The organism is Sphingomonas sp. R86521 (genome assembly GCF_042466235.1).
Lineage (GTDB): Bacteria > Pseudomonadota > Alphaproteobacteria > Sphingomonadales > Sphingomonadaceae > Sphingomonas.
Genome location: NZ_JAXHBY010000001.1, coordinates 2,537,066 through 2,562,697, shown reverse-complemented (window position 1 = coordinate 2,562,697; position 25,632 = coordinate 2,537,066). Strand labels below are relative to the sequence as shown.

Genomic DNA, 25,632 nt, shown 5'->3' with positions numbered 1-25,632 from the left:
TTGTATCACATGGGTCGCATCATTCCCCGTGCGAAGGTTTCTCACAGGGTTCGGGCCCTTGTGAGACGAGCAGCCCTATTCCTTCACGTCAAAGCCGAGGAAGCGCAGAGCTTTAATGGTGCGGCCGTTGATCGGCGGGCGAGCGGTGTCCATCCAGCCGAGAAACTCCATGACACCCGCTTCGCCAAAACCAGCTAAGCGATAGCTCTCGTTGTAGATGCAGTCGTAAGCCCGTTCGAGGGCCGTGCCGGGGCCATGCAGAAGATAGGTTAGGGTCTTCTTGATTGCCGGGAGCGTGTTCTTTGCGCCAAACTCTGCGCGAAGTCCGGGCAGCCCGCCTGCGACGAACCGCAGGCGATCGTAAAACGCATGGACGCTAATCAGGGCGTCGAACAGTTCGTCGTAGGTCAACGCTTCGATCGTCTCCACGGAGGAAAATGCCGCTCGCAGGCGGTTAATGTTGGCCACCTCGCGTTCCGCGTTGAACATGTCACCTGCCGTTGTGTCGGCGACGGCGCTCCATTCACCAAGATAATGAAGGGTGCGCTTCTTTCGCTCCGGCTCATCTGCCAAGGCTGTCGATTTCCAGTCGTCGGCAGGAGCTCTTGCAATCCTCAGCCAGCCAAGGAACCGGCCCAGCTCGATTTCGGGGTCGCCATCTGCAAACTCGGGACGACGCTGCCCGGTCGCGACGAAGACGCGTTCCACCTCACGAAACGCCGGGATCAATTCCTCGTCGTACTTCTGACGCAACGACTGAATGAACGATCGGCGTGCCGATACCAACTCGCTGCCGACTTTGGCATTAGGCGGCGATGCGGCTCCGACGAGGTTCTCAAGGTGCGCTTGAAATGCCTGTTCCTCGATGGGCTTGCCGATCATGCGGAACGCTTGCTCGTAACGGCTGCATACCTCGCTGGTCATAACGCTGGCATATTCCCAATACTGATTGAACATAGCCGGTAAGTCGTCGAAGCCAGCATCGCGGCCGCGTTGCAGGACAACTGAAACTTCCCGGTTCGTCATGAGGCCGGCATTTGTCAGGTTGGCAGACCCGACCAACGCTACATCGTCAACGATGTAAAGCTTGGCGTGGAAGCTGCGATCCGTAAAATAGCGTAACGTCACATTTGGATCGTTCACTGCCTGGCGAATAATTGGCGGCGGCGTAATTGAACAGAGCCGGACCAGCAATTTCACGCGACATCCTCGGTCGGTCAGATAGCGCACCGGCTCATAGGTCGAGAAAAACGGACTGGCCAACCACGCGTCTTTCGCGCCCGCAGCGCTGATCGAAAAAAAGTTCATCGTATACCCGGTCGGCCCAGAATTGCCGTAGGTATCGCGCAAATTAGCCATCGTTTGACCCTGCCCCTATTGCCTCTGCCCAGACGTAGAACGGGTTTTCGGTATCTGCACCACCCCAAAAAATCGCCACCGTGCTTCGGGCAACGCGAGCTGAAAATAAACGCGTGCGCGTGATGAAAGGCCTTTGCACCACCTGTCACTCCTCTAATCTGTCGTAGGATTAGATAGGAATAACAGATGCTTGTCGGATACCGCCGGTCTTCAACGACAGATCAGATTGCAGGCTTCGACGCCCAAGAAGCACAACTTTTTGCAACGGGTTGCACAAAGCTTTTCAGCGAGATGGTTTCATCCGTCGCGGATCGTTCTCAACTCAAAGCGGCGCTTGAGTTTGTGCGAGCCGACGACACGCTTGTCGTCACCCGGCTTGACCGATTAGCGCGCTCGACGGTCGACCTTCTAGAACTCGTCGCAAAGCTGGATGCCAAGGGGGTTGCGCTTCGCATCCTCGATTTCGGTGGAGGCGAGGTCGATACGCAATCGGCAACGGGAAAGATGTTGCTGACTGTTCTCGGCGCGGTGGCGGAGTGTGAAAGGTCGTTGATGTTGGAACGCCAGCGTGCGGGCATCGCCCGCGCCAAAGCGGAAGGCCGCTACCGTGGGCGTGCTCCAACTGCGCGAGCGAAATCGGCTCAAATATGCGAGTTGAAGGGACGTGGTGTCCGACCCGGTTCGATTGCAAAGCAACTAAATATCTCTCGCGCGTCCGTGTACCGAATACTGGCGGACCACGTCGCATGATCGACGTAGGTGAGACGTTTGCGGTCATCGCGGCTTACCTTGAGGAGATGCACGGTGTCGCGGTCGAAGGGCAAAGCCCGATGCTGACGGCGGACGAGGGGTGGGTCTTGCTCGCGTCGCTACGCGATGGGGTGCAGCGTGTTAGCCGAACGATGGCCGACATCGCTCTGACGCTGGGATAGGGATGCGCGCGAACTACAACGGGTTTAGCCCCAAGCAACGAAGGATTGCCGGTCGTGAGATCAACGCAGCCGTCGCTGATGGGCGGATGGCATGGCGCTCGTTCTGCTCGGTTTGCGCAACAGCGATTGGAATGCCCCACCAGTGGCATTTGGAAGATTATAGGGACGTGCTGTCGGCCTATCCGGTGTGTCGGCGCTGCCATCACGCCATCCACGTCAGGTTTGCCCAGACCAACTATTGGCAAAGGCTCCTCAAGGAGGTGCCTGTAGCGAAGTGGGTCCATGACCTGTCCATCGATATTGCTACGCTAACTCGCCCATTTGACGAGACCTATCCGCACGGGTTGCCTTAACCCACCGAACAGCAACGGTTCGCTACGCCGTACCTGCGATTGGAGCAGATGAATGGCGCGCTTCGATCGTCGCAAGCCGCCTATGGGCAGCCTCAATAATCTGTTCTCGTCGGCGGTTTGCGGTCGCATCTTTGCCATCCGGGAGGAACTCCGCGAAATCGCGCTCACGCTTTTCGGCAAAGTAACAGAGAATGACAGCGTGCGTGGCTTGGGATTTGTTGAGGGGCGCGGCATTTTCGTAAAATCGGAGTGCCGCCAACTCGGCGAGATAGCGCATCTCCCATATGTCGCCCTCTGGCCATGAAGGATACGCCTTCCGCCACTGACTGACCTTCCGCTCAATCTTTTCAATCTCTCCTTCCGTGATAATTGCACCGTTGTCAGCCAAGCTATATTCATCGAGCTTGCGCTGATCCGGCGACCACGTCACGCGACGGGCCGGGCATGTTGCATCCCCATCATCACGAACTTCTCCGACATGATGAAGGAATGTGAACTGCGCCGGGATCGCGGCAATTCCGCTGTTTCCGGTTAGATGGGTAATTCCGTTATCCCTTAACCTCAACGGCCCCGTTGCAAGCCCTTCGGCAATATTGCGCAGGTGTTCGAGACACGTTGCCACAGCGTCCGCCTGTCGTCCGAGAACGAAGACGTTGTCAGCGTAAGCCACGAACCTGATGTCACGGTGTTCCGTGAGCAGTAGACCCATGATCTTCTCGCCGACGATGGCCGAGGTTCCGGCACCGGGTGCAAGTCCCACGAAGCCGTTGAGGGAAGGATCATCCAGTGACGACACAGACATGAAATCACTGTCAGGATCACGCCTGACACCCGTGTCCCATACCACGTGTTGAACCACGCTGGCGGGCAATGGGCGGAGTAGTTCGGCCAACTCGGTTGAGTATCGGACGCTGGAGTAAAAGTGAACGACGTCCACCTCTGCCCCATAGACGTATCCATCCTTGATGGCCGCTTCGACGGCCGCTAGGGCCGCCGGCATCCCGCCCCAAATTAGCTTTTGGCATTTGAGAGGGGGATGTAGGTCGCGGATGATATGGGCAACGAGGCCCTGATGCATCCGCCGATGGGGACCGAAGCTCACGACGCGGCGTTCGCGGTGTCTGCCCGGTACCATGAAAATGTTTGTGGCCTCCCGGCATACACCGAACGGGTTCCACTCGCTCGCGAGGCCCCTGACCGTTTCCGGTGTCGCGGCACCCAGTTGCCGCGTCTTCCGCAATGCGTCGTAGGCATAAAGGACGTGTAAGCGGCGGTCTCGCAGAAGCTTGCGGACGCGCGCGTGACGAGCGCTCTCCGGTAGCGCTCTTAGCTTAGCCCGTTCGCGGTCGCGTTGCTGCCGATGGGCTTGAAGCTCTGCCATGAACGCCGGATAGCTTGCTCGGAAAACGTCGTAGCCGGAGGTTGCCTCGGGAGGCGGCACAAGCGGCAGAAGCGGGGAGCGGACGATAGTCACCGCCGCTTACGCTTTGCCGTCGAGGTCAGCAGGGTCGTCCAGAAGCGATCCCGTGCGAACCTTCAAGGCAACCGCAAACTTTTCAACGATCTCAATCGTGGGGTTGCGCCTGCCGCGCTCCACATCGCTGACATAAGTGCGATGGATGTTTGCGGCGTCGCCGAACGCTTCCTGCGAGTAGCCAGCCGCCTCGCGCAACCGTCTCACGTTCGTCCCTAGTCGCTTCCTCACATCCATAGCCCACGATTGGCCCGAACGTCACTCATCCGTCATCAGACGAAGAGTGTAATCGTTCTTCCTCCCAGCCCGTCGCGCAGTTAATGTCACTGATCGGATGCAACGCGGTGTAAGCTGCTGGGAGATTTTAATGGAAGCTACAGGTCCTCGGGCACTGGGTGCCAACGACGGAGAAATAGGTTCGGGGTGGCCGCGATGAGCGACCCATTGTCACGTCGCATGGACTGGCCGGAACGACTTGCAATCGCCGCGCTTTTTGCGGCGGCTGTCGCCCTGTTTGTGTACGGCAGCGTAATCTCGGCCATCGCGTTCACCCTGTGCGGGTTCATGGGTTGGACCCGAATGGTCGACCACGTGCGAGCGCAGGGAAAATCGACACTTTCCGGCACGGGGCGGGGCGTCGTGGCTGCGGTATTGGCTATCGTCGGCGTGTTAGCGATGCCGTCTGGTGCAGCGAACTCGCCAGCAGACCACGCTGCCTCGGAAGGAGGCGACAAGAGGAACGTTGCGAACGATGGCGCGGCGGCCGTCGAGGCAAACCACACCAAAGTCACGCTTGCCAAGGGTCAAGCAATGGAGCGGCGGAACGACGCCAAGATCAAGAGCTTGCTCGCTGACCTAAAAACCTTGCAAAAGCGCGATTATGAGACCCGTCTGACGTTTTGGAACGACATTGTCGCCCTTGCCCCAGCCAATCCAGGATACGCCGACAAGAGGCGGGAACTAGCAGATCAGGTAGCCAGTCTCGACGTACTCCGCGAGCACCCGGAGCAGGGCATGGCGGTTGAGAAGGTTCGCGGGCGGAAAGAAGGCTTCGGCAACGTCCTCGTTGTCGACATCACGCTTCGCAACGACGCGCTTTCAAACCTCAAGGATTTCGAGATTACGTGCGAGAGCAAGGGGCCATCTGGGACCGTCATAGATAGCAATACTCGTATGCTATATGAGGTTGTCGATGCACGACGCACGCGAACGTTTCGCAAGGTCAACATGGGTCTGCTGCATAGTCAGGCTGTCAGCACGCACTGCACGGTTGGACAGGCAGCAATAGCCTAACAGCGACGAACGCGACCTTCGGCTAGGGGTATGCAGGTGTGAATATCGTAGAGAGCTGGGAAGGGTACGAACTCGAAATCCACCATCTCATGGAGGTGATTTTCACAGGTTTTGGTAGGACGAGCACTCCACCAAGTTTGGTACAGCGCCTTCGCTGAATGGCCTTGTATGATACACACTCCCTGTTACACAAGGAGGCGGAACAGCAAGCTAAGTCGTTGAAATGTTGTGGTGCCGGGGTAGATGCGTAGTCTCCCCTCGGCTCCACCAGCGCTCCCCAGCTGTTGAAAAGACAGCAAGGTGCTGGAAAAAATAGGACTTTTACAGGCGTCTAGTACAAGGGTACGAGGACGAAAGCCTAACGTTCCTATCTGCATCGCGTCCCGAATGGGGTCTATTATTTCCGTATGGGGATGATACCGCTAACCGAGTTTAGCGAAAGGACGCCGAGGAGCATTGTGAGCAAGGGCGCGCTTACCATAGGCAATGTGGTTCGATGTCCATGATCAGCCAGTGTTCGCGGTTACCGGGTTCCAGCAGCAGGCGGCGAAGGGAGCAGGATTCACGATGGTGACCTGCGACCCGAACGAGCTAGCCGCGCGAATCCACCCAGAAGCTATGATCATGATCCTGCGGCCGGACGAGCACAAGCCGTTGCTTACTGCAGCTGCAATGACGTGCTGATATTGCAAGGGCTATACGCGCCAGACCGAATGACGATACGAGCGCCGCTATTTCTAATTAGATGGTAAACGGCTAGTCACTTATTGGGACGCGAAACCACACTAAAGACGCCATCTTTCCCGGTGGGCGAAATTGTCTGTTAACTGAACGGCGTCACTATAGTCGGCATATGTCACAAGATTGGGTTTGATGGTGGAGTCGGCTGAGGGTGCAACTTGCACGGGGGCAGCCGTTCCGCGGTGCTTCGCCTGTTTGAGCGTGCGCAGTCCCCTCGATAGCCGCGCGTTCGTAGCGTATGCCATGATCTTAGTGCAGATTGGCGTTTCTGCCGGAGCAGTCGCTCTTGGCCTTTTTAATTATTCTTCCGAAACGCTCAATTCAATAGCAATCGCAATTAGCTTGCTCATTGGCTTAGCAATTGCGCTACGATGGCTGGAAGTGAACGTCGCATCCGATCTAGTCGAGATCATAGCTTTACTATTGGCTCTCATGATCGCCTCGCCATTGTGTACAATCGTATTAGCAAGTGCGAACTTTCCATTGGCGGACCCGCTGCTCAAGCGGTTAGACGATGTTATCTTTTTAGGCGTTGATCGTGATCTGGTCGAAGCGCTGTTACGATCCGATAGGTCGGTTTTATCGATCCTACGTTTCGCCTACGACAGTATCAATTTTCAGCCGTTTCTCTTGGTCCTAACGCTGTGCTTAGGACGTTTTCGGGATCGTGCATGGTGCTTCATAACAGCGTGGGCGATCGCACTGACGATTACCGCGCTCGTTTCGCCGCTGTTTCCAGCCTATGGCACGTCACGAAGCCTTATCAACGCAGTGGAGACCCATATGCGCGTTCGGAGCGGAGACTTACATGTTCTGGGTGCAGATGCCTTACGCGGAATAGTCTATTTTCCCAGCTTTCACGCCGAAGCCGCCGTACTGCTAGGTTGGTTCTTTGCTCCTGTCAGAATTATAGGTCGTCCTATGATATTAATGAATATTCTCATGTTATTTTCAGCGGTTATATGTGGAAATCATTATCTTGTCGACTTGCTCGCAGGATCAGCGGTTGCGGCCCTATCGATTTATCTCAGTGAAAGGATGCTAAGACCAGAACTTATCGGCCAAGCCGGAACATAAGCGGCGCAGCTAAATTTGCGGGTCAAGCCAGGTAGCCTCCGTCTTCCGCGACTTGTCTTGGATTTGTTTGGTATCGACCATAGGCACGTTCCTCAATGTCCGTCGTCCAAGCGGGGGAACGCATTCTCCATTCCCGCTTTAACCCCCTGCGACACCGCCAACGCCACCACGTACCGAACCTGCCGTTGATCGCATCCAGTGCTCCCAACAGAAGGTCGCGCTCCGACGCGACGGCCTTGAGAAGCGCCCGCGGCCGTTCGTTTTCTGGCAGAAGATCGTCAATCAGGATATCGACCTTGGTATAGGGGTGCGCTCGTCATTGGATGGAGCGTCACCATTCGCGATGCGTCGTACTGCGGGCGGTCAGGCTTGTGCTTGTTGGTGTGGAAGAGCGCTTCCATTGGGAACCCGCCCTCGCGCACCGCGTCCGCCAGCATCGCAGCACCGTTCGCGGCATACCAGTCGCAGAGTACGGCACACTTCTCGACTTCGCCGCGCGCCTGCGAAATCGGCTTGCCCATTTCCTGAACGATCATGGACGCGAACGAGTCGGCGCGGCGACGTAGAACCGTGCCCAGTCGCTGTAGTCGCTCACTGCGCGCTGCAACCGGAACGGTACGCCAGTCCTGCCACCCCGCCCACGCGCGTTCGAGTGCGGCGTCGATACCCGCGGCGTCCAGCAGGGCATGGTCGGCGATGGGCTCGCCGGTCGCCGGGTTGATCGATGTGATGCGCGTCATGGATCGAACCTTATGATCTGTCGGACAGCGCGGCCCGCGTGGAGTTCGTCGAATCCGGCGTTGATGTCGTCGAGCGTCAGATAGCCGCTGACCAGCCGGTCGACCGGGAGGCGACCGGCGCGGTAGAGAGCGACGTATCTGGGAATATCGCGGGCGGGAACGCACGTCCCGATATAGCTGCCCTTCAACGTACGCTCCTCGGCGACCAGCGCAACGACGTTGATTGCCAGCGCGGCATCGGCCGGGGTAGGCCGGCCGTGACGGTCGTCCCACCCCGCCGGGTCATCGCCACCGCGCTTTCCAGTGCGCGAACCGACCCGGCCATTTCCAGCACCACGTCGCACCCGCCGTTCGTCAGCGCGCGAACTTGTCCAGCCGCATCCGCGCCGGCCGCTATCGTCGTGGTCGCGCCGAGTGCGCGGGCCAGCGTCAGCTTGTCCTCCAGCATGTCGATCGCGATCACCTGCGATGCCCCTGCCGCGACCGCGCCGAGCACCGCGGCGAGGCCGACGCCGCCCAGGCCGACGACCGCGACCGTCTGGCCGGCCTTGACGTTCGCGGTATTCACGACGGCACCGACGCCGGTGAGGACGGCGTATCCGAACAATGCGGCCTCGTGGAGCGGCAGATCGGAATCCACCTTCACGAGGGACCGGCGAGAGACCACCGCGTGGCTGGCGAACGCCGAGCAGCCGAGATGATGGTGGAAAACGCCCGCATCGTCGCTCAGCCGCCGGTCGCCACTCAGCAGCGTTCCCGCAACGTTGGCCGCGGCACCCGGACCGCACAGCGCCGGGCGGCCTTCGGAACAGGGCAGGCAGTGACCGCAGCTCGGCATGAAGACCATGACGACATGGTCGCCGATGGCGAGGTCGCTCACCCCGTCACCCAGAGCCTGAACCACGCCGGCCGCCTCATGGCTCAGCGCCATCGGCGATGGGCGTGGGCGATCGCCGTTGATGACAGACAGGTCGGAATGACACAGTCCGGCCGCGGCGATGCGGACGAGCACTTCGTCGCGCCCTGGAGGAGCGAGCGACAGTCGCTCGATGCTGAGCGGGCGGCTCTCGGCGTAGGGGAGGGGGGCGCCCGGTTGCCGCAAGACGGCTGCCTTTATCTGCATAGGCATGACGATCCGTACGAGAGGGCTTTACCGCGCAAATCCTGACTGCGCCTGGATACCCACCTCTGTTCGTTCCCGCCACATCGTTCCGACGGTCGGGTTGACGCATGCACGATCCAATGGTCAACGAGCTGTTCGAGACATGGTTGGAGCGGAACCGATGATGGCACGCGACGCATTGCGGCCCCGTGCCGACTATCGCTGGTGGCATTCCATCACCACACGCTGGAGCGACAACGACGCCTACGGCCACGTCAACAATGCGATCTATTATCACTGGTTCGATACGGCCGTGAACACCTGGCTCATCGAAGCGGGACTACTCGACATCGCCAATGGAGACCCGATTGGTCTGGTCGTCGAAACGCAGTGCCGATACGCACGGTCGATTACCTATCCGGAACCGGTCGAGATGGGCCTCGCGATCTCGCGCCTCGGGTCGTCCAGCGTAACCTACCGGCTGGGTGCGTTCGTGCCGGGCACGGAGGGTGCTGCTGCCGAGGCCTTGTTTACGCATGTGTATGTCGGTCGTGACGACCGCCGACCGACACCGCTGCCCGCCGCATGGCGCAAGCGGATGGAAAGCCTTAGCTGCCCATAGGGTTTGTCGGTTTCGCTTCGCGGTCGCGTGGAACCAGTGGACCTGGCATCAAACCGGTGCGGTGACAGTGAGTACTGACCGAGATCGTAGATCCATCAGACAGCGCGGTCGGTTCGCGGTAGGTGTCTACTGACGGATCGAAGTGCTGCTTTGGCGCGGCGGACGAGTGCGATCGAATCCTTGGTAGCGTGCAGCATGGTACGTGCAAACGCTGGCCGGGCCGACTGCCGCCTGTTTGTAGGCAAATTCTGGGTCGGTCCGTCCACTTGCGCCGTGGAACGGGTGCAAGCGCGGGGCACCTTCGGTCGCTATTATCGTACAGGAGAATATGCCGATCGGCGACGCCGTCCGCTAGCTGACGGCATCAACCGCACGCTTACGGGCGGGGTAGATACCGGCGTCAATGCGAGCTCAAGATGCCCGCGCCGCGGCTCAACACCAGCGTGATCGCGCCCTGCAGGTCATGTTTGCTATAGGGCTTGCGGACGATGATGCTGTCGGCAAGGTCGTCGGTCAGGCCCGCATCGTCGCCGTAGCCGCTGGCAAAGAAGAACGGGATCGCAGCGGCCCGCAACCGCACGGCCAGGTCGACACTCGTCTCGTCGCCCAGGTTGATGTCGAGCATCGCGAAATCGACGGTTTCGGTCGTCATGATCGCGTCGGCATTGTCGAGATGCGACGCGGTCCAGACGTGCGCCGCGCCAAGATCGAGCAACAGGTTCTCCGCCGTCATCGCGACGATCATGTTGTCCTCGAGCAACAGCACCCGCAGGCCGAGTAGCGGCTGTGCCTTGGCACCCGCCGCGGCCAGCGCCTGTGCGCGGACCTCAGGTTCGCGGCTCTCGCCCGGTGGGGCGCGTCCGGCCAGATGTCGTGCGGGAATGAAGAAATCGGCTTCGAACCCGGCGGGCGGAAAACGCACTTCCGCGGTGCCTCCCAGGTCGTAGGGGACGGTGCGTTCGATGATGACGCTGCCGAAACCCGCGCGCGTCGGCGGTGAAACCTGCGGCCCGTCGCTCTCGCGCCACGTCATGTACAGCCCTTCGCCGTTACGATGATCGAGCACGACGTCGACGACGCCGCCATCCGACAACGCACCGTATTTCATGCTGTTCGTCACGAGTTCGTGGACCACTAGGGCCATCGAGGAATAGGCGTCGGGCCGCAATAGGATCGCCGGCCCCGCGATGCGGAAACGCTCGCGATTGCCCGGCATGAACGCGGCGATCTCTGCTTCGAAGAGGTTGGCGAGCAGCGCCGGCGACCAGTTCTGCACCGTGACCTGATCATGCGCACGCGCCAGCGCCTGGACCCGGCCGCCCAGCGCCTCGACATAGGTGGCCGTGGCGATGCCCGGCGCGTTGGTTTGGACGATCAGCCCCCGGATCAACGTCAGGATATTGCGCACGCGGTGGTTGAGTTCCGCGATCAGCACCTCCTGATGGGCCGAAGCGCGATGGCGTTCCTCGTCGGTCTCCTCCGACAGTCGCAGCAGGATCTCGATCAGCGCAGTCCGCATCGTTTCGGCGACGCGGCGTTCGCGCGTCGTGAAGGGCGTCGATGTATCGCGGATGGTCTGTTCGAACGCGGCGAAGCTTTTCCGCGGGCTGATCCGCACGCCGTCGGTGTCTTCGGTGACGGGCTTGTCGGGATCGCCGCCCCATTGCACCGTGGAGACCCGCTCACGTCGGAACAGCATGACGTAATCACGCGGTGTCCGCGAGATCGGGATCGCCATCAGCCCGGCGGTGCGGTCTGTCACGTCGTCGCCCCGCGGCGCGATCGTGACGAGCCTGTCGGTGTCGAAGATGCGGCTGGCAGGCGCGGTATCGAGGATGCCTGCGATCTCCAGCAACCGCGTCCGGTCGGGCGTCTCGCCGGCCACGGCCAGTTCGCCGCGCAGATAGACGGCGATGCCGTCGCAGGGGATCATGTCCTCGATCGTATCCCGCAGCCAGGACGGGTCGGCCAGCAGCGCAGGGTTGGACGCGACCGTCAGGATCACGCGATCGGCGAGACCGCGCGCGCGCTCGTCGTCGGCGACCGCGGCGGTGCGCAACCGGCTTTCCAGCGTGAGCGAGAACATCGCGCCGAACAGTTCGGCGGCGCTGCGCATCACGAAGCTCGGGACCCGCGCCGTTTCATGGTGGCACGCGATCAGGCCCCAGAGCCGGCCGTCGACGATGATCGAGATCGACAGCGACGCGCCGACCCCCATGTTGCGCAGATATTCGATATGCACCGGCGACACGGCCCGCGTGATGGCCAGCGACAGATCGAGGGGGCGCACCGCGATCGTCTGCGGCAGGATCGGGACGATGACGGCATCGACGTCGGCGATGATGCGGAACGGATTGCGCAGATACAGCGCGCGCGCCTGGACTGGAATGTCGGACGCGGGATAATGCAGCCCCAGCAACGGATTGACCGGCGACCGCGCGGACTCCGCGACGACCTCGCCGACGCCGTCGTCGTGGAAGCGATAGATCATCGCGCGGTCGAAACCGGTGATCGCGCGGACCTGTCGCGCCGCGTCGCGCAGGAAGGCCTGCATCGTCGCCTGAGATTGCAGCCGCGTCATCATCGATCGCACGAGCGTCGCCGCCTCGGCAGGCTCGTCGGCGCCGCTGGGTTCGCCTTCGATGATCAGCACTTCGCCGGAATAATGCAGCGCCAGATCGAACAGCCGGTGACCCACCGTCATGCGGACGCCGAACAGGCGCTCGGTGCCGCTGTTCGGGGAGAGGCCGGCGAGACGGTTGCGGACATCGTGCAGCGCAGTCTGCGCCATGACCCGGTCCGCCTTCATCCCGATGGCATCCGCGGCCTCGGTTCCCAGGAATGCATGGAGGTTCGCCGACGCCCGAACGATCGTCCAGTCATTCGCCAATGCAAGCAGAAACCCGAACGGCTGGACATGATCCAGGAACGCGATCGGTTCGCGCGCGCACTGGTCAAGATCGCCTAGGGCAACATCGTGGTTCATGAGTCTTACCTTCACCCGCGCGACGGAACCGTCCATCGGCAATGGGCATCGGCCGAGTGAAAGTAGTGGGTACACGTACTGACCATGCAAGCGTAGGACCGCGGGAGCGCATACGCCATCGGCCATTTCGCAAAATCGGTACCGGGCGTTTCGATCGCCGGCAGCAGCCTCGAACCTAAGCGATAATCATGTCCACCGTCCTCACAGCCCGGCAGGCGTTGCGCGTCGGCACCAGTGTTCACCACGCCCGGATCGACGTGCTGTTCTCCAGCTTCGACCTGACGAACCGCGATAAGTACGAGCGCTTCCTGACCATCCAGGTCTCCGCCTATCTCCCGATCGAGTCCGCGCTCGACCGCTCCGGCGCGGCAGCGGTGGTACCCGACTGGCCGAACCGGCGTCGATCGCATCTGCTTGCCGCAGATCTTGCCGCGCTTGGCCTGTCCGTCCCCGAAACCGCGGAGGCGGCGGCTTTCGATGGCGTCGCAGCGATCCTCGGCGGGATTTATGTGCTGGAAGGATCACGCCTGGGTGGCGCGCTTCTGAAACGGTCCGTGTCGCCCGATCTCCCCGCTGCGTTCCTGGCAGCGACGAACCCGGGTGGATGGCGATCCTTCGTGTCCCTGCTCGATCGAACGTTGCTGACGCCTGAGCAGATCGCAGTTGCCACCGCAGCGGCCACGCGCGTTTTCCGATTGTTCGAAGATGCCGCCAAACTGCATTGCCAGACCAAATGCACAGATCGTTAGAGCACGGGTGAGAAGTGCGGATGCCTCGCCTGCGCAAGTCCACCGGCCTGTTCCGCTACTTCAATTTCTTCCCGAGGCAATCCGGCTGGGTATGTTGATGTACGTGCGATTCCCCCAATGATCGCGCAACGTTGAGGACCTCCTGTTCGATCGCGGGATCGACATCTGGCATGAGACGGCACGTAAATAATGGAACAGAACTGGTTCGATCTTCGCCCGCTACATGCACCGCTAGCGGATAGGCCAGATGCGCGGCTTTCGGCACTAACGGTCGCAAAAGGGGGGCTTCAAAACTGGTTGCAACAATCATACTGCGCGCTAAGCATACCCCAATGTACTCCGCGTCGGAAAACCGCGCCGCCTTCGTGTTCGCGCTTACGCGGTCGTGCGATCTGCCACACATAGCAGTCGTCAGGGTACATTCCCGATCGTATCTTCCGCTCTGGGGTGAGCTGCCGTGACTGTAGACCGGGCGCCAAGCGCAAGCGTGTTGTTAATTACTCTTGATTCGTGTCGGTTCGACACGTTCGAACGCGCGGCCGTGCCTGCCATGCGGGCAGTTGGACCTCTGCACCGCGCAACCGCCCCTAGCCATTTTACGTTTGGCTCGCATGCCGCGATGTTCATGGGATTCACGCCGAGCGCGACGCTCAAGCCGGTGCCACTGCTCAATCCAAAGTTCGCCAAGCTGTTCAAGCTGATGGGCCCGGCGTTTGGTGGGCGTGGCGGAGAAGGTTACGTCCTCGACGGCGCTGACATCGTCGACGGGTTCGGGAACGCAGGGTTCGCGACCTATGGCACAGGCGCAGTAAAGTGGTTTGATTCAGCTGTCGCGTCGTCGCGTAAGCTAACGTCAAACTTCGGTGAGTTTATGTACGCAGGCGATTACTGGTCGAGCAAGCGTCAGGTTGCTTGGACCATGGAACGTGTGCGCCGACACGTCGACGAACCGGTCTTCGCGTTCCTCAACGTAGGCGAGACACACACGCCGTATTGGCACGAGGGTGCCCCTTGGTCGCGGGATGATAACCCTTGCATACCCTTTCAACAGGTGGATCGCTCCCAGGACTGCGCCGATCGTCAGGCGGCGTGTCTTGCGTATCTGGATGATGTTCTAGCCCCCCTGCTGCGTATGTTCGCCGACTCGACGATCTTGGTCTGCGGTGACCATGGCGACTGCTGGGGCGAAGACGGCGTCTGGGAGCATGGCATTCCGCACCCGGCCGCGCTAACAGTGCCAATGCTGATGCGATTACGAGGTCGAGCTGTTGGTGTCGGAGGCGTGCTCGAATGAAGCTCGTAATGACACTGCTGGTACGCAACGCCGAAGACATCTTGGCCGCTAACATCGATTTCCATCGGCGCCAAGGCGTCGATTTCTTTGTTGTGACAAACAATCGATCGGAAGATGCCACAGTAGCTATTGTTGAGGATTATGTCCGCGCGGGCATTGCCGAGCTGCTTCATGAAGACAGCGACGATTACTCGCAGGCACGTTGGGTGACGCGAATGGCACGCCGCGCCGCCAGCGTTCACGGCGCCGACTGGGTCGTCAACAATGACGACGACGAGTTTTGGTATAGCCCCGACGGAACGCTCCGTGAGATGCTCGAGGCCGTGCCCTTCGATCAAGACGGGGTAATTGTAGACCGTTTCAATCATCCGCCACTTTGGAATCAGGACAACGGCGGTTTTGCCGAGACCATGGTGTATCGCGAGGTGAGATCGCTGAATGCGCTGGGAACGCCTTTGCCGCCCAAACTCTGTCATCGCGGCTTCACCGACATCATTGTTGGCCAAGGCAATCATGCGGCATCTCGGAACGACGCTGCGTTACGGACGGATGCAGCGGCGAACCTTATGATTTCGCACTTTCCAGTGCGTGGTTTTCCGGCGTTGGAACGCAAGATCGCGCTGGGCGGGGCGGCCTATGCACGCAATACTGAACTGCATCCCAGCGTCGGGGGGACCTGGCGTTGGCTCCACGGCCTGTACCAAGCGGGCGATCTTCGCGCTTGGTACGATGCACAACGCCTTACGCCGGAGGCGATTTCGACCGGTCTGGCGGAGGGAAGCCTAGTGCGCGATGATATTGTTCCGCGCGTATTGGGCGTTGGGGCCGTCAACCATGCATGAACGCGGCATAGTCACACTGTGCGACAGTAACTATTACCCGGGCTTGCTCAGCTTACACGCGTCGGTTCAGGCGAGCCTGCCGATCCCGGTGCTGTGTTATGACATCGGCCTCTCTTCTGTGCAGCGTGAAGAGGCCGCAAAGATCCATAATCTCGAAATTCTGGCGCTTCCCGACGATCCGCTGATCGAGGCTCTAAGAATCGGGACGTCTGATTGTACCCCGCTGAAGAAGCCGAACAAGAGAATTTGGCCCCTCTGGATCTGCCCGCTGCTCATTCGTGCGGCGCCCGCGATCGAGCTTTTCTGGCTCGATTGCGACCTAGTGGTGTTACGCGATCTGGATATATTGTTCGGCTTTCTGGATGATGGACCAGTGCTGACGCCTGAGAACAAGGCGCCGCATGCCACCCCAAATTCGCCTCGACTTTATGAGTTGATGCCCATCGCGCGATCGTTTGATCCGGTATTGCCGACACTTAATGCCGGCGTATCGGGATGGCGGCGCGGACGCGACGACGCGGCACTCGCTGCTTACATTGCGCCCATTGCGCGCGCCGCACACGACGATGAACTACGCGGCGCGATTGCGTGGCACGACCAAGGCGCGTTAATCTGGGCGGTGCAGAGCCTTGGTATTGAAGACCGCGTTCTGTCCGATTGGCGTTTCAACCTGTGCGTGGATCATGTCTTGGATCGGCTTGACGGTGTCATTTGGGACGTGGATATCGCCGAGCGGTTACGGCCGCTCTTGCCAGATGTCGCGGTTTTACACTGGAATGGCCTAAAGGCGCCCTGGCTGGACTAACGATGCCCATTGATCGCACGCGCTCCGTCCTGTTCATTCATATCCCAAAGACTGCCGGTACGAGCATCGAGCAGGCGCTCGGCATATGGGGCGATTGGCGTATAGAAGATCGCATCAAACTGTTCGGGAAAATTTCTTCGCATGATTTGCTCGCCGCTGGCTTCGGTTCACATTTCTTACAACATCTAACATTATCCGAAGTGCGGACGCATTTCGAGCAACGATCAAGCCTATTTACCTTCAGTATCGTGCGCAACCCTTGGGACCGGTTGCTGTCGCTTTACCACCGCATCGATCCCCATCTTGCCAGCTATGCACTTGAGGGCGGCGTTGACCTTGCCAGCCTGAGCTTCGATTGCTTCGTGCCGGAGGTACTACGACTTAAACACGCACATACCTCCTCGCAGACTGCATATCTCAGGGTAGATGGGACGATAGCGATCGACTTCATTGGGCGATATGAAACGTTGGCTGCCGATATCGAGCAGATTGGTCGCAAGCTTGGTACGCGTCTGGATCTGCCGTTGGTCAACCTTGGCCGGCGCCGGGAGCACGGCGACTATAGGGCATTCTACTCTGCCGAGACCTGCTCGCATGTGGCGCGTTTCTACGAGGAAGACTGTGATGCGTTCGGTTATCGGTTTTGACTTAACGTAAACGCGTGCCGAAGCCGAGACGCTGGCGCGCGGTGGTTGGGGACTCTATGCGATTCGAACAAGAGCATTTCGTTTTTGATACTTTAGGCGATCAGGCCGGCTGCCGCGTTGAAGCGCCGATTGCGTGAAGGTCGCTAGTTGATGAGAGCCGTATCTTAATTCGTGATCTTGGTGCGACCCATTGGTTGAGGGGATTCTGTCAGACCGAATTCTACGCCTGATAAAAGGGGGCATGTGAGCGGTCATATCCTTCAACCTCATAGACCCCTAGCCTAATATCCACTTTAATTATTCATTTTGTGTGATCCGCCTGGCGACGAAGATGTACGATTGCTTTCCTTTGGCATTGCACAACGCCGAGGACTTGCTGTGCATTAGTGGAACCGCCATCTACCATGAGGTTGCGCGGATGCATGAACAGGTTCCATGCAGCTTCACCAAACAGGTCGGGTGCTAGAATTTCGCATTGTCCACAACGGAATCTCAGTACGGCAGCCGCTACGGCCGCAGCTTGCAAATTTCCTGCAATCTGACCTCCGACGCCAACCCGTGCCAGTCTGCACGGCTGCGCCTTGAGGCCGCAAGTCACGTGTCGTCGAGCGTGTACCGGTCATAAATACGGACAGGAACGTTAATAAGTTTCGCTGACGGGGGGCGTCCTCTTCGTGCTCGGCTTGCATCGAGATCAGGATAGAGCGCGGCTCTGCAGAGCTTCGCAGACGTACCAGAGCGCGCTTTGTAAGCTGGAAGGACGGCGTTGGTTGAGTTCGGCGCGAGCGCGCGCAAGAGCCGCGATACGGGCTGTCGCATCGACCAGTGCCGGCAGCGCGTGCCGCGTTCTTTGGCAATCCAGTCGAAACCGATACCGTCGTGGACGGAGTATCGGTCGGAGGACGATAAGCACGGTCTAACACATGGTGCATCATCGCCGCTTCGACGCCGATGCACATGCTTTGGCGGACGCTAGGGACGCTGTATCGAGAGGCACTGAAAATCGCGTCGGGCGGATCGAAGATCTGAGCGCGGCCGGCGTACCGCGTGTTCGACGTCCGGGATGGCCGCACGATCGTTCTGAACAGGGTCGCCGCTCGGTCCAGATCGCGCCGCCGCCAGCGGGGGTGAGTAGCGACTTCCGTCAGGCGGCCATGCGCGGCTGGAACAGCTTGCCGCCCTCGACGACGTAGACGACCCCCAGTACGGCGAGGCCGATGCAGAGATAGCCGATCGCCAGCGGGGCGGTGGTGCCGTTGTACGACTGGCCGATCGCGGTGCCGACCGCGACCGCGCCGACGCTGGTGATGAAGCCCTGGATCGACGATGCTGCGCCGGCGATATGGCCGACCGGCTCCATCGCCATCGCGCCGAAATTCGATCCGCACAGCCCGATGCAGGTCATGCTGAGCGCCTGGAACGCGATATAGGTCGGCAGCGATTCGACGCCCGCGACGATCACGAGCAGATGCCCGACCGACAGCGCGATCAGCGCGAGGACGGCGGATTGCGAGATCAGCCGCGTGCCCAGCCGCTCGACCAGGCGGCTGTTGGCGAAGGACGCGCACCCCATCGAGAACGCGCAGAGTGCGAACAACAGCGTGAAGTGCTTGCCGGCACCGAACTCGTCGACGAACACTTGTTGCGCCAGCGAGACGAACGCGATGATGCCGCCGAAGGTCAGCGACGCCGCGACCGCATAGCCCGCGGAATAGCGGTTGGTCAGCGTCAGCCGATAGCCGTTGGCGAGCGACGCCAGCGACAACGGCACCCGCCGTTCGACCGGCAGCGTCTCGGGAAGCCGGGTCAGGACATAGCCCAGCACCAGCGCCGCGAACGCACCGAGCGCGTAGAAGATGAAGCGCCACGGCCCGAACAGCAACAGGCCCTGGCCCAGCGTCGGCGCCAGGATGGGCACGAGGAAGAAGATCATCTGCGCCACCGACAGCGTCCGTGCCATCTGCCGCCCCGAGAAACAGTCGCGCACGATCGCGACCGCGAGCACGCGGGTCGATGCCGACATCATCCCCTGCAACACGCGCGCGCCGAGCAACGCGCCGAAGGTCGCCGAACTGGCCGCGAAGATGCTCGCCGCGACGAACCCGATCAGCGACACGATCAGCACCGGCTTGCGCCCGAACCGGTCGGCGAGCGGGCCATAGACCAGCTGTCCGCTGCCGAACCCGAGCATGTACGCGGTGATCACCCATTGCCGGTGATTGGCGGCGACCACCGACAGGTCGCGGCCGATGTCCGCCAGCGCCGGCAGCATCAGGTCGACGCCCAGCGCATTCACCGCAATCAGGGCGGCGACGAACGCGATGAATTCGTTGCGGTGCAGCGCGGGCGGGGGGGCGGCTGAAGGGGTAGGCTCGGTCATGCGCATCGCCTAGCCGGACATGCCGCGAAGCGCCACGGTTGCGACCGCGCTGACTGCGGGTCGTCTTCGCCGATGCTGTCATATGCCGTTAACGTCACCCGCATACCGGGCGGCTATGGTTACTCGACACTCAAGACTCTGGCGTGCGCTCGGGCGCAGATTCTGGCCGCAAAGCATGACGGCGCGGCTGATGGCGCCGGTCGCGGTGATGTTCGTGCTGGTCGGGCTGATGGCGCTGATCGGGCTCGGCACGCGCGCGCGGATCCAGCGATCGCATGCCGCGGTGCAGGCCAGCCAGCGCATCGGCACCGACCTGACCGAACTCCGCTCGCTCAGCCGGTCGCTGCAACGCGACGCGCTGAACCTGCTGATCGAGCCGGACCGTGCCGAGCTTGCCGTGATCCATGCCAAGTTCGTCGGACGTCATGTGCAGATGCGGGCGATGCTGCGCCGGATCGCGGTCGACCCGCTGTTCGTCGCGGAGCCGCGCGCGGATCGATATCTGCGCGCGCAACGCGTGGTGCTCGGCAGCCTCTACACGGTCGCGCGCACCGTGCAGACCGGCGGTCGCCGCGCCGCGCTCCAGTCGTTCCGCACCGCGGTGCGGCCCAACGAACGCATCGCGTCGCAGCTGGCCGACCGGTTGATCGAGGATCAGGGCGCGCGCGTGGCCGCGTTGCAGCGCCGCGCCACCGCGCTCGAGGATCAGGACATGCTGATCATCAGCATCACCGGGGTGCTGCTGTTCGCCTGCGCGGCGATGGCGACCGTGATCATCGTCCGCCGATCGGTGATCGCGCCGCTCGCCGAGATCGAAGCGGCGCTGACCCGGATCGCAGACGGCGCGACCGATGGCGGCACGCCCTACACCGATCGCCCGGACGAGATCGGTCGGATGGCGCGCGCGATCGAGGTGTTCCGCGCCGCAGTGCTGGCGCGCGAGCGGCTCGAGCGCGAGACCGCCGAGCGGCGGACCGCCGATGTGCAACGCGCGCTGGACCATGAGCAGGGGCGGCGGGCTGCGCGTGATGCGGAGGCGGTGCGCGGTGCCGCGCTCGACAGCTCGGTCGGTGCGCTGGAGGAGGAGGTCGCGCAGGTGATCGCCGGGCTGCGGAGCGCGGCGGGGCAGCTGTCGGTGACGTCGGGCCGGTTGCGCGGGCATTCGACCGCCGCCACCGGGCAGCTTGGCGACGTCCGCGTCGCGGTGACGCGCGCCGCCGACGGCGCCACCGACATTGCCGCCGCCGCCGACCAGTTCATGACCGCGCTCAACACCGCGAGCGAAACCACGCGGCGGTCGGCGAAGTCGAGCGCGGATGCCGGCGAGCAGGCCGCGGTGCTGGTCGCGCAGATGGAACAGGTCCGCCACGATGCCAGCAACGTCGCGCAGGTCGTCGACCTGATCCGCGGGATCGCACGCCAGACCGACCTGCTGGCGTTGAACGCGACCATCGAAGCCGCGCGCGCCGGCGAGATCGGCAACGGCTTCGCGGTGGTCGCAGGCGAAGTGAAGGCACTCGCCCGCCAGACCGAGCGCGCGACGCTGGAGATCACCTCGCGGGTCGAACGCATGCAGGGCGCCGCGCAGGACGCAGGTGCCAGCCTGGAACGGATCGGCGCGATGATCGGCGCGATGATCGCGGGGTCCGACGGGGTTGCGCTCAGCATCGGCGAACAGGCGATCAGCGGCAGGATCATCAACCGCAACATAGCCGGCGCCGCCGCCGATCTCGACATCATCAACGGGCGGATCGCCGATGTCGCGGTCGCCGCGAGTGGGGTCGACGCGCTGGCGGGCAAGCTCGGCGGCGATGCCGAACTGGTCGAGGCGAGCGCGACCGCGATCGACGTCGCGCTGCGCCAGTTCTTTGCGCGCCTGCGTGCCGCCGAAGGCGCGCGTCCGGTGTTCGCGCCGCCACAGCTGTTCGTGGTGCGGTAATCGTTGCGGCGCGCGCGAGAGTCCGCCACGGCTCCGCGGATGATCGCGCCCATGCCCCTTCTCGCTGTCCGCGCGCTCGGCAAGTCGGTGCCGGGGCCGCGCGAACTGTTCCGCGACCTCGATCTCGACGTCCGCGCGGGCGAACTGGTCGCGATCATCGGTGAATCCGGGGTCGGCAAGTCGACCCTGCTCAACATCCTCGCCGGGCTCGACGATGCCGATACCGGCAGCGTCGCGATCGACGGCGTCGTGCTGGGCGACCTCGACGAGGCGGCGCGGACCCGGGTGCGGCGCGAACGCATCGGCTTCGTGTTCCAGGCCTTCCACATCCTGCCCTATCTGACGCTGCGCCAGAACGTCGCGCTGCCGCTCGCGCTGATCTCGCCCGACCAGGCCGCGGCGGGGGTGCGGGCGGACGCGATGCTCGACGCGGTGGGGCTCGACGGGCGCGGCGACGGCTATGCGCGCGACCTGTCGGGCGGCGAACTGCAGCGCGTCGCGATCGCCCGTGCGCTGGTCCACCGCCCGGCGCTGATCCTGGCGGACGAACCGACCGGCAATCTCGATCCCGACACCGCCGCGCGCGTACTCGCGCTGTTCGCCGAGGCGGTGCGCGGCAATGGTGCGGCCGGCGTGATGGTGACGCATTCGGACGCCAGCGCGGCGATCGCCGACCGCGTGCTGACGCTCGGCCGTAACGGGCTGGTGGAGCGGCGTGTCGTTTGAGCCGGGCCTGTGGTCGGGGCGGCTCGCGCTCGGCTGGCTGATCGGCGGCGAGTGGCGGTTTCATCCGGCGCGCTTCCTGACCACCGCGGTGGCGATCGCGGTCGGCGTCGCGCTGGGGTTCGCGGTGCATCTGGTCAACGGATCGGCGCTGGCGTCGTTCGACGGCGCGCTGCGCGGCGTCAACGGTGCCGCCGAGCTGTCGGTTCGCGCGACCAGTCCACTCGGGTTCGACGAACGGCTGTACCCTCGGGTTGCGCGTACCGCCGGGGTCGGTGACGCGAGCCCAGTCGTTCGTCTCGACGCTCGGATCGGCAAGACGCGGCTGACGCTGCTCGGCGTCGACGTGATCCGCGCCGCGGCGGTGACGCCGTCGCTGATCGGCATACGCCCGCGCGGGCCCGACACCGGCAACGACGCCGCGTTCGACGAGCGCGCGCTGTTCCTTTCGCGCGCGGCGTTGACACAACTCGGCGCCAAGGTCGGGGCGGAGATGGTGGTGGTTGCGAACGGCCGGTCGGTGCCGCTACGCGTTGCGGGCACGCTGCCAGCGACCGACGATGTGGTGGCGGTGGGGGTTATCGACATCGCCGCGGCGCAGTGGCGGTTCGGTCGGCTTGGCCGGATCGACCGCATCGACCTCGCGCTGTCGGATCGCGACGCCGCGCAGGCGTCGCTCGCCGCGCTGCTGCCCGCCACCGCGATGCTCGCCAACGCCGAGACGCAGAACGCGCAGGGCGATGCGTTGTCGCGGGCGTACCGCGTCAACCTCGACATGCTGGCGCTGGTCGCGCTGCTGACTGGTGGCTTCCTGGTGTATTCGGCGCAGTCGCTGTCGGTGGTGCGCCGCCAGCGCGCGTTCGCGTTGCTCCGGACGCTCGGCATGCCGCGCGGCGGGGTGATCGCGGCGGTGGTGGTGGAAGGGTTCGTGATCGGCCTGGTCGGCGCATCGGCAGGGCTGGCGGCGGGCTACGGCCTCGCCTGGGCAGCTCTGCACTGGTTCGGCGGCGATCTTGGCGCGGGCTATTTCGGCGGCGGCGCGGCGCACGTCGTGTTCCAGCCGATCGCGGCGCTGGGGTTCTTCCTGCTCGGCCTGCTCGCGGCGATCCTCGGCAGCGCCCTCCCCGCGCGGCTGGCGGCCCGCGCCGCCCCCGCCGCGGCACTGAAGAATGCCGGCGACGTGCTCGATCCGCGCAGGCCGGTGGCATGGTGGCCGGCGGTCGTGCTGCTGCTGGCGGGCGGCGCGGCGGCGCTGTTGCCGGCGGTCGCTGGCCTGCCGCTGTTCGGCTTCGCCGGGATGGCGCTGATGCTGGCGGGCGGCGTGGCGGGCGTCCCGTGGTTTGCGCGCGCACTGCTGGCGCCGCTCGCCCAGCGGACGATGCGCAGCGTGCCGGGGCAACTCGCGATCCGCCACCTGCACGGCGCGCCGGGCGAGGCGGCGACGGCCTTGTGCGGGATCGTCGCCTCGACCGCGCTGATGATCGCGATGGCGACGATGGTGACCAGCTTTCGCGGTGCGGTCGACGACTGGCTGGGCCAGGTGCTGCGCGCCGACCTGTATTTGCGCACCACCGCCGGCGCGAGTTTCGACCCGGCGACGCGCGCGCGGCTCGCGGCCATACCGGGAGTGGCGAACGTCGCCTTCAGCCGCCAGCTGCCGCTGACGATCGCTGCGGATCGGCCGCCGATCAGCCTGATCGCACGCCCCGAACGTGGCGGTCGCGATCCGTTGCTGGTGCTGATCGATCGCGGACCGCCACTGCCCGCCGCCGCGCTGCCGGTCTGGGTCTCCGAACCTGCGCAACGCCTGTATGGCTGGGATCCGGGCGAGACCGTGACGCTGCCGATCGCCGGGCGCACGCGGTTCGTCGTGGCAGGCGTGTGGCGCGACTATGGGCGACAGGCCGGCGCGGTGCTGATCGACGAGGGTGATTACCAGCGTCTGACCGGCGACACCGGACGTGACGAGGTTTCGGTGATGGTCGCGCCCGGCGCCGATGCCGCAAAGGTCGGGCGCGCGATGACGACCGTGCTGCCGGCCGGCTTGCGCGATCAGGTCGAGGTCAGCCAGCCCGCGACGCTGCGCCGGTTCGCGCTGACGCTGTTCGATCGCAGTTTCGCGGTCACCTATCTGCTGGAGGCGGTCGCGATCCTGGTCGGGCTCGCGGGCGTCGCCGCGACGATGTCGGCGCAGACCATCGCCCGCGAACGCGAGTTCGGGATGCTGCGCCACCTCGGCCTGACGCGCGGCCAGCTGACCGCGATGCTCGGCGTCGAGGGTGCGATCGTCGGGCTGACCGGGGCACTGGCGGGGATCGGACTGGGGCTGGGTCTGTCGCAGGTGCTGATCCACGTCATCAACCCGCAGTCGTTCAACTGGACGATGAGCACGCGGATCCCGGTCGGCACGCTGGTCGGCGTCGCGGCGGCGCTGACGGGTGCGGCGGCGGTGACGGCGATCCTGGCGGGGCGCCGCGCCACCGCGAAGAGCGCGGTGCAATCGGTGCGGGAGGATTGGTGATGCGCGCGGTGATAGCCCTGGTCGCGGCGGTCGGCGTCGCCGCGTCCGCGCCCTATCCGGTGGTGCGGCCCGGCATCGTGCTGCGCTTTCCCGCCGACCACGGCGCACACCCGGCGTTCCGCACCGAATGGTGGTACGTCACCGGATGGCTGCGCACCGACGCGGGCAAGGACCTGGGGTTCCAGGTCACGTTCTTCCGCACCCGCCCGCCGGTCGATCCGCGCAACCCGAGCCGCTTCGCTGCAAGCCAGGTGCTGTTCGCGCATGCCGCGCTGTCCGATCCGGCGACCGGCAAGCTGTTGCACGGCGAGCGCGCGGCGCGCGCGGGGTTCGGGCTCGCGCAGGCACGCACCGGCGATGCCGATGTCGCGATCCGCGACTGGCGGCTGCGGCGGTCGGCGGACGGGCACTGGAAGACGCAGTTGGCCGCCGACGGCTTTGCCCTGGCGCTCGATTTCCAGCCGACCCAGCCGCCGTTGCCGCAAGGGCAGGGGGGCTATAGCCGCAAGGGACCGCGCCCCGAACAGGCGAGCTATTATTACTCGATCCCGCATCTGCGCGTGACCGGTCGAGTGAAGCGCGGCGACCGGACGGTGGCGGTGACCGGCGAGGCCTGGCTCGACCGCGAATGGTCGTCGGATTACCTCGCGCCCGCCGCGCAAGGCTGGGACTGGACCGGGCTCAATTTCGACGACGGCTCGGCGGTGATGGCGTTTCGGATCCGGCGGAAGGGCGGCGGGACGGTATGGACCGGCGGATCGCTGCGCCGACCGGACGGCCGGATCACGGCGTTCGGCCCGAACGACGTCGCGTTTCGACCGCTCGCGGCCTGGCGCAGCCGGGCGACCGGCGCGGTCTATCCGGTGTCGCAGATGCTGAGCGTCCGCGCCGATGGTCGCATCCGCCACTGGCAGCTGGCGCCGATGTTCGCCGCGCAGGAACTGGACGCTCGGCGCAGCGGGCTACCGGTCTATTGGGAGGGCGCGGTGCGTACCCAGGGCGGGCGCGGCTATCTGGAACTCACCGGCTACGACCAGCCGCTGAAGATGTAGC

General features: G+C 63.3%; 23 protein-coding genes. 14 read left to right on the top strand and 9 right to left on the bottom strand.

Translation table 11 applies throughout. The features are described 5' to 3' along the window. Positions 1 to 75: 75 nt before the first annotated feature. On the bottom strand, positions 76 to 1,359 hold the full coding sequence (locus tag SJY20_RS11820; RefSeq protein WP_380787119.1) for a phosphatidylserine/phosphatidylglycerophosphate/cardiolipin synthase family protein: 1,284 nt from the start codon (positions 1,357 to 1,359) through the stop codon (positions 76 to 78). A 186-nt stretch (positions 1,360 to 1,545) separates the two neighbouring features. On the opposite strand from SJY20_RS11820, the gene SJY20_RS11815 reads away from it, so the two are divergent. Then, positions 1,546 to 2,109, top strand: a complete 564-nt coding sequence (locus SJY20_RS11815) for a recombinase family protein (RefSeq protein ID WP_380787118.1) — start codon at positions 1,546 to 1,548, stop codon at positions 2,107 to 2,109. Continuing rightward, positions 2,106 to 2,291: a hypothetical protein gene (locus tag SJY20_RS11810; RefSeq protein WP_380787117.1), complete on the top strand. Its 186-nt coding sequence runs from the start codon at positions 2,106 to 2,108 to the stop codon at positions 2,289 to 2,291. The genes SJY20_RS11815 and SJY20_RS11810 overlap by 4 nt, the downstream gene beginning before the upstream one ends. A gap of 375 nt (positions 2,292 to 2,666) precedes the next feature. Here the strand turns inward: SJY20_RS11810 and SJY20_RS11805 are convergent, their stop codons facing one another. Further along, on the bottom strand, positions 2,667 to 3,722 hold the full coding sequence (locus SJY20_RS11805) for a hypothetical protein (protein ID WP_380787116.1): 1,056 nt from the start codon (positions 3,720 to 3,722) through the stop codon (positions 2,667 to 2,669). 402 nt (positions 3,723 to 4,124) lie between these two features. Then, entirely contained in the window at positions 4,125 to 4,355 is a 231-nt protein-coding gene (locus tag SJY20_RS11800) for a helix-turn-helix domain-containing protein (RefSeq protein ID WP_380787115.1), read from the bottom strand. A gap of 195 nt (positions 4,356 to 4,550) precedes the next feature. Here SJY20_RS11800 and SJY20_RS11795 point away from each other — a divergent pair, with 195 nt between their 5' ends. Both SJY20_RS11795 and SJY20_RS11790 read left to right on the top strand, forming a co-directional pair. After that, positions 4,551 to 5,411, top strand: coding sequence for a hypothetical protein (locus SJY20_RS11795; protein WP_380787114.1), 861 nt, complete (start codon positions 4,551 to 4,553; stop codon positions 5,409 to 5,411). A 993-nt stretch (positions 5,412 to 6,404) separates the two neighbouring features. After that, positions 6,405 to 7,229 (top strand): phosphatase PAP2 family protein, encoded by an 825-nt coding sequence (locus SJY20_RS11790; protein ID WP_380787113.1) that lies wholly within the window; start codon positions 6,405 to 6,407, stop codon positions 7,227 to 7,229. A gap of 22 nt (positions 7,230 to 7,251) precedes the next feature. Here the strand turns inward: SJY20_RS11790 and SJY20_RS11785 are convergent, their stop codons facing one another. The 4 genes from SJY20_RS11785 to SJY20_RS11770 form a co-directional block, all read right to left on the bottom strand. Further along, the gene (locus tag SJY20_RS11785; RefSeq protein WP_380787112.1) at positions 7,252 to 7,437 is read right to left on the bottom strand and encodes a DUF4113 domain-containing protein; all 186 of its coding nucleotides are present in this window, start codon (positions 7,435 to 7,437) and stop codon (positions 7,252 to 7,254) included. A 70-nt stretch (positions 7,438 to 7,507) separates the two neighbouring features. Next, entirely contained in the window at positions 7,508 to 7,969 is a 462-nt protein-coding gene (locus tag SJY20_RS11780) for an aldehyde dehydrogenase family protein (RefSeq protein WP_380787111.1), read from the bottom strand. Continuing rightward, on the bottom strand, positions 7,966 to 8,157 hold the full coding sequence (locus tag SJY20_RS11775; protein ID WP_380787110.1) for a hypothetical protein: 192 nt from the start codon (positions 8,155 to 8,157) through the stop codon (positions 7,966 to 7,968). The genes SJY20_RS11780 and SJY20_RS11775 overlap by 4 nt, the downstream gene beginning before the upstream one ends. Next, entirely contained in the window at positions 8,154 to 9,071 is a 918-nt protein-coding gene (locus tag SJY20_RS11770; RefSeq protein ID WP_380787109.1) for an alcohol dehydrogenase catalytic domain-containing protein, read from the bottom strand. The genes SJY20_RS11775 and SJY20_RS11770 overlap by 4 nt, the downstream gene beginning before the upstream one ends. Positions 9,072 to 9,255: 184 nt before the next feature. Between SJY20_RS11770 and SJY20_RS11765 the strand changes: the two genes are divergently transcribed. After that, entirely contained in the window at positions 9,256 to 9,693 is a 438-nt protein-coding gene (locus SJY20_RS11765) for an acyl-CoA thioesterase (RefSeq protein ID WP_380787108.1), read from the top strand. Between the two features lie 400 nt (positions 9,694 to 10,093). On the opposite strand, the gene SJY20_RS11760 is transcribed toward SJY20_RS11765, so the two are convergent. Beyond that, positions 10,094 to 12,679 carry an HWE histidine kinase domain-containing protein gene (locus SJY20_RS11760; RefSeq protein WP_380787107.1) on the bottom strand — a complete coding sequence of 862 codons (2,586 nt, stop codon included), beginning with the start codon at positions 12,677 to 12,679 and terminating at the stop codon, positions 10,094 to 10,096. Positions 12,680 to 12,897: 218 nt separating this feature from the next. Here SJY20_RS11760 and SJY20_RS11755 point away from each other — a divergent pair, with 218 nt between their 5' ends. The 5 genes from SJY20_RS11755 (at position 12,898) to SJY20_RS11735 (ending at position 17,016) form a co-directional block, all read left to right on the top strand. Further along, positions 12,898 to 13,428 carry a biliverdin-producing heme oxygenase gene (locus SJY20_RS11755; RefSeq protein ID WP_380787106.1) on the top strand — a complete coding sequence of 177 codons (531 nt, stop codon included), beginning with the start codon at positions 12,898 to 12,900 and terminating at the stop codon, positions 13,426 to 13,428. 625 nt (positions 13,429 to 14,053) lie between these two features. Further along, the gene (locus SJY20_RS11750; protein ID WP_380787105.1) at positions 14,054 to 14,722 is read left to right on the top strand and encodes a sulfatase-like hydrolase/transferase; all 669 of its coding nucleotides are present in this window, start codon (positions 14,054 to 14,056) and stop codon (positions 14,720 to 14,722) included. A gap of 8 nt (positions 14,723 to 14,730) precedes the next feature. After that, positions 14,731 to 15,564, top strand: a complete 834-nt coding sequence (locus SJY20_RS11745) for a glycosyltransferase family 2 protein (RefSeq protein ID WP_380787104.1) — start codon at positions 14,731 to 14,733, stop codon at positions 15,562 to 15,564. Further along, a complete protein-coding gene (locus SJY20_RS11740) occupies positions 15,515 to 16,369 on the top strand; it encodes a hypothetical protein (RefSeq protein ID WP_380787103.1) in 855 nt (284 codons plus the stop codon). The genes SJY20_RS11745 and SJY20_RS11740 overlap by 50 nt, the downstream gene beginning before the upstream one ends. A 2-nt stretch (positions 16,370 to 16,371) precedes the next feature. Further along, positions 16,372 to 17,016, top strand: a complete 645-nt coding sequence (locus tag SJY20_RS11735) for a sulfotransferase family 2 domain-containing protein (protein WP_380787102.1) — start codon at positions 16,372 to 16,374, stop codon at positions 17,014 to 17,016. A gap of 1,144 nt (positions 17,017 to 18,160) precedes the next feature. Here the strand turns inward: SJY20_RS11735 and SJY20_RS11730 are convergent. Further along, positions 18,161 to 19,402 carry a multidrug effflux MFS transporter gene (locus SJY20_RS11730; protein ID WP_380787101.1) on the bottom strand — a complete coding sequence of 414 codons (1,242 nt, stop codon included), beginning with the start codon at positions 19,400 to 19,402 and terminating at the stop codon, positions 18,161 to 18,163. Between the two features lie 169 nt (positions 19,403 to 19,571). Between SJY20_RS11730 and SJY20_RS11725 the strand changes: the two genes are divergently transcribed. Genes SJY20_RS11725 through SJY20_RS11710 form a run of 4 tightly spaced genes read left to right on the top strand, consistent with a single transcriptional unit; the run spans position 19,572 to position 25,631 of the window. After that, positions 19,572 to 21,335, top strand: coding sequence for a methyl-accepting chemotaxis protein (locus SJY20_RS11725; RefSeq protein WP_380787100.1), 1,764 nt, complete (start codon positions 19,572 to 19,574; stop codon positions 21,333 to 21,335). Positions 21,336 to 21,386: 51 nt separating this feature from the next. Beyond that, complete coding sequence (locus SJY20_RS11720) at positions 21,387 to 22,061, top strand: ABC transporter ATP-binding protein (RefSeq protein ID WP_380787099.1); 675 nt, start codon at positions 21,387 to 21,389, stop codon at positions 22,059 to 22,061. Continuing rightward, on the top strand, positions 22,051 to 24,579 hold the full coding sequence (locus SJY20_RS11715) for an FtsX-like permease family protein (protein ID WP_380787098.1): 2,529 nt from the start codon (positions 22,051 to 22,053) through the stop codon (positions 24,577 to 24,579). Before SJY20_RS11720 ends, SJY20_RS11715 begins: the two co-directional genes overlap by 11 nt. Further along, the gene (locus tag SJY20_RS11710) at positions 24,579 to 25,631 is read left to right on the top strand and encodes a lipocalin-like domain-containing protein (protein ID WP_380787097.1); all 1,053 of its coding nucleotides are present in this window, start codon (positions 24,579 to 24,581) and stop codon (positions 25,629 to 25,631) included. The genes SJY20_RS11715 and SJY20_RS11710 overlap by 1 nt, the downstream gene beginning before the upstream one ends. The last annotated feature ends 1 nt before the right edge of the window (position 25,632 follow it).

Excerpts from the sequence above, each read along its gene's own strand:
- SJY20_RS11820 (WP_380787119.1), bottom strand. The coding sequence starts at position 1,359 with ATGGCTAATTTGCGCGATACCTACGGCAATTCTGGGCCGACCGGGTAT.
- SJY20_RS11815 (WP_380787118.1), top strand. The coding sequence starts at position 1,546 with ATGCTTGTCGGATACCGCCGGTCTTCAACGACAGATCAGATTGCAGGC.
- SJY20_RS11810 (WP_380787117.1), top strand. The coding sequence starts at position 2,106 with ATGATCGACGTAGGTGAGACGTTTGCGGTCATCGCGGCTTACCTTGAG.
- SJY20_RS11805 (WP_380787116.1), bottom strand. The coding sequence starts at position 3,722 with ATGCATCAGGGCCTCGTTGCCCATATCATCCGCGACCTACATCCCCCT.
- SJY20_RS11800 (WP_380787115.1), bottom strand. The coding sequence starts at position 4,355 with ATGGATGTGAGGAAGCGACTAGGGACGAACGTGAGACGGTTGCGCGAG.
- SJY20_RS11795 (WP_380787114.1), top strand. The coding sequence starts at position 4,551 with ATGAGCGACCCATTGTCACGTCGCATGGACTGGCCGGAACGACTTGCA.
- SJY20_RS11780 (WP_380787111.1), bottom strand. The coding sequence starts at position 7,969 with ATGACGCGCATCACATCGATCAACCCGGCGACCGGCGAGCCCATCGCC.
- SJY20_RS11765 (WP_380787108.1), top strand. The coding sequence starts at position 9,256 with ATGGCACGCGACGCATTGCGGCCCCGTGCCGACTATCGCTGGTGGCAT.
- SJY20_RS11760 (WP_380787107.1), bottom strand. The coding sequence starts at position 12,679 with ATGAACCACGATGTTGCCCTAGGCGATCTTGACCAGTGCGCGCGCGAA.
- SJY20_RS11750 (WP_380787105.1), top strand. The coding sequence starts at position 14,054 with ATGGGATTCACGCCGAGCGCGACGCTCAAGCCGGTGCCACTGCTCAAT.
- SJY20_RS11745 (WP_380787104.1), top strand. The coding sequence starts at position 14,731 with ATGACACTGCTGGTACGCAACGCCGAAGACATCTTGGCCGCTAACATC.
- SJY20_RS11740 (WP_380787103.1), top strand. The coding sequence starts at position 15,515 with ATGATATTGTTCCGCGCGTATTGGGCGTTGGGGCCGTCAACCATGCAT.
- SJY20_RS11735 (WP_380787102.1), top strand. The coding sequence starts at position 16,372 with ATGCCCATTGATCGCACGCGCTCCGTCCTGTTCATTCATATCCCAAAG.
- SJY20_RS11730 (WP_380787101.1), bottom strand. The coding sequence starts at position 19,402 with ATGCGCATGACCGAGCCTACCCCTTCAGCCGCCCCCCCGCCCGCGCTG.
- SJY20_RS11725 (WP_380787100.1), top strand. The coding sequence starts at position 19,572 with ATGACGGCGCGGCTGATGGCGCCGGTCGCGGTGATGTTCGTGCTGGTC.
- SJY20_RS11720 (WP_380787099.1), top strand. The coding sequence starts at position 21,387 with ATGCCCCTTCTCGCTGTCCGCGCGCTCGGCAAGTCGGTGCCGGGGCCG.
- SJY20_RS11710 (WP_380787097.1), top strand. The coding sequence starts at position 24,579 with ATGCGCGCGGTGATAGCCCTGGTCGCGGCGGTCGGCGTCGCCGCGTCC.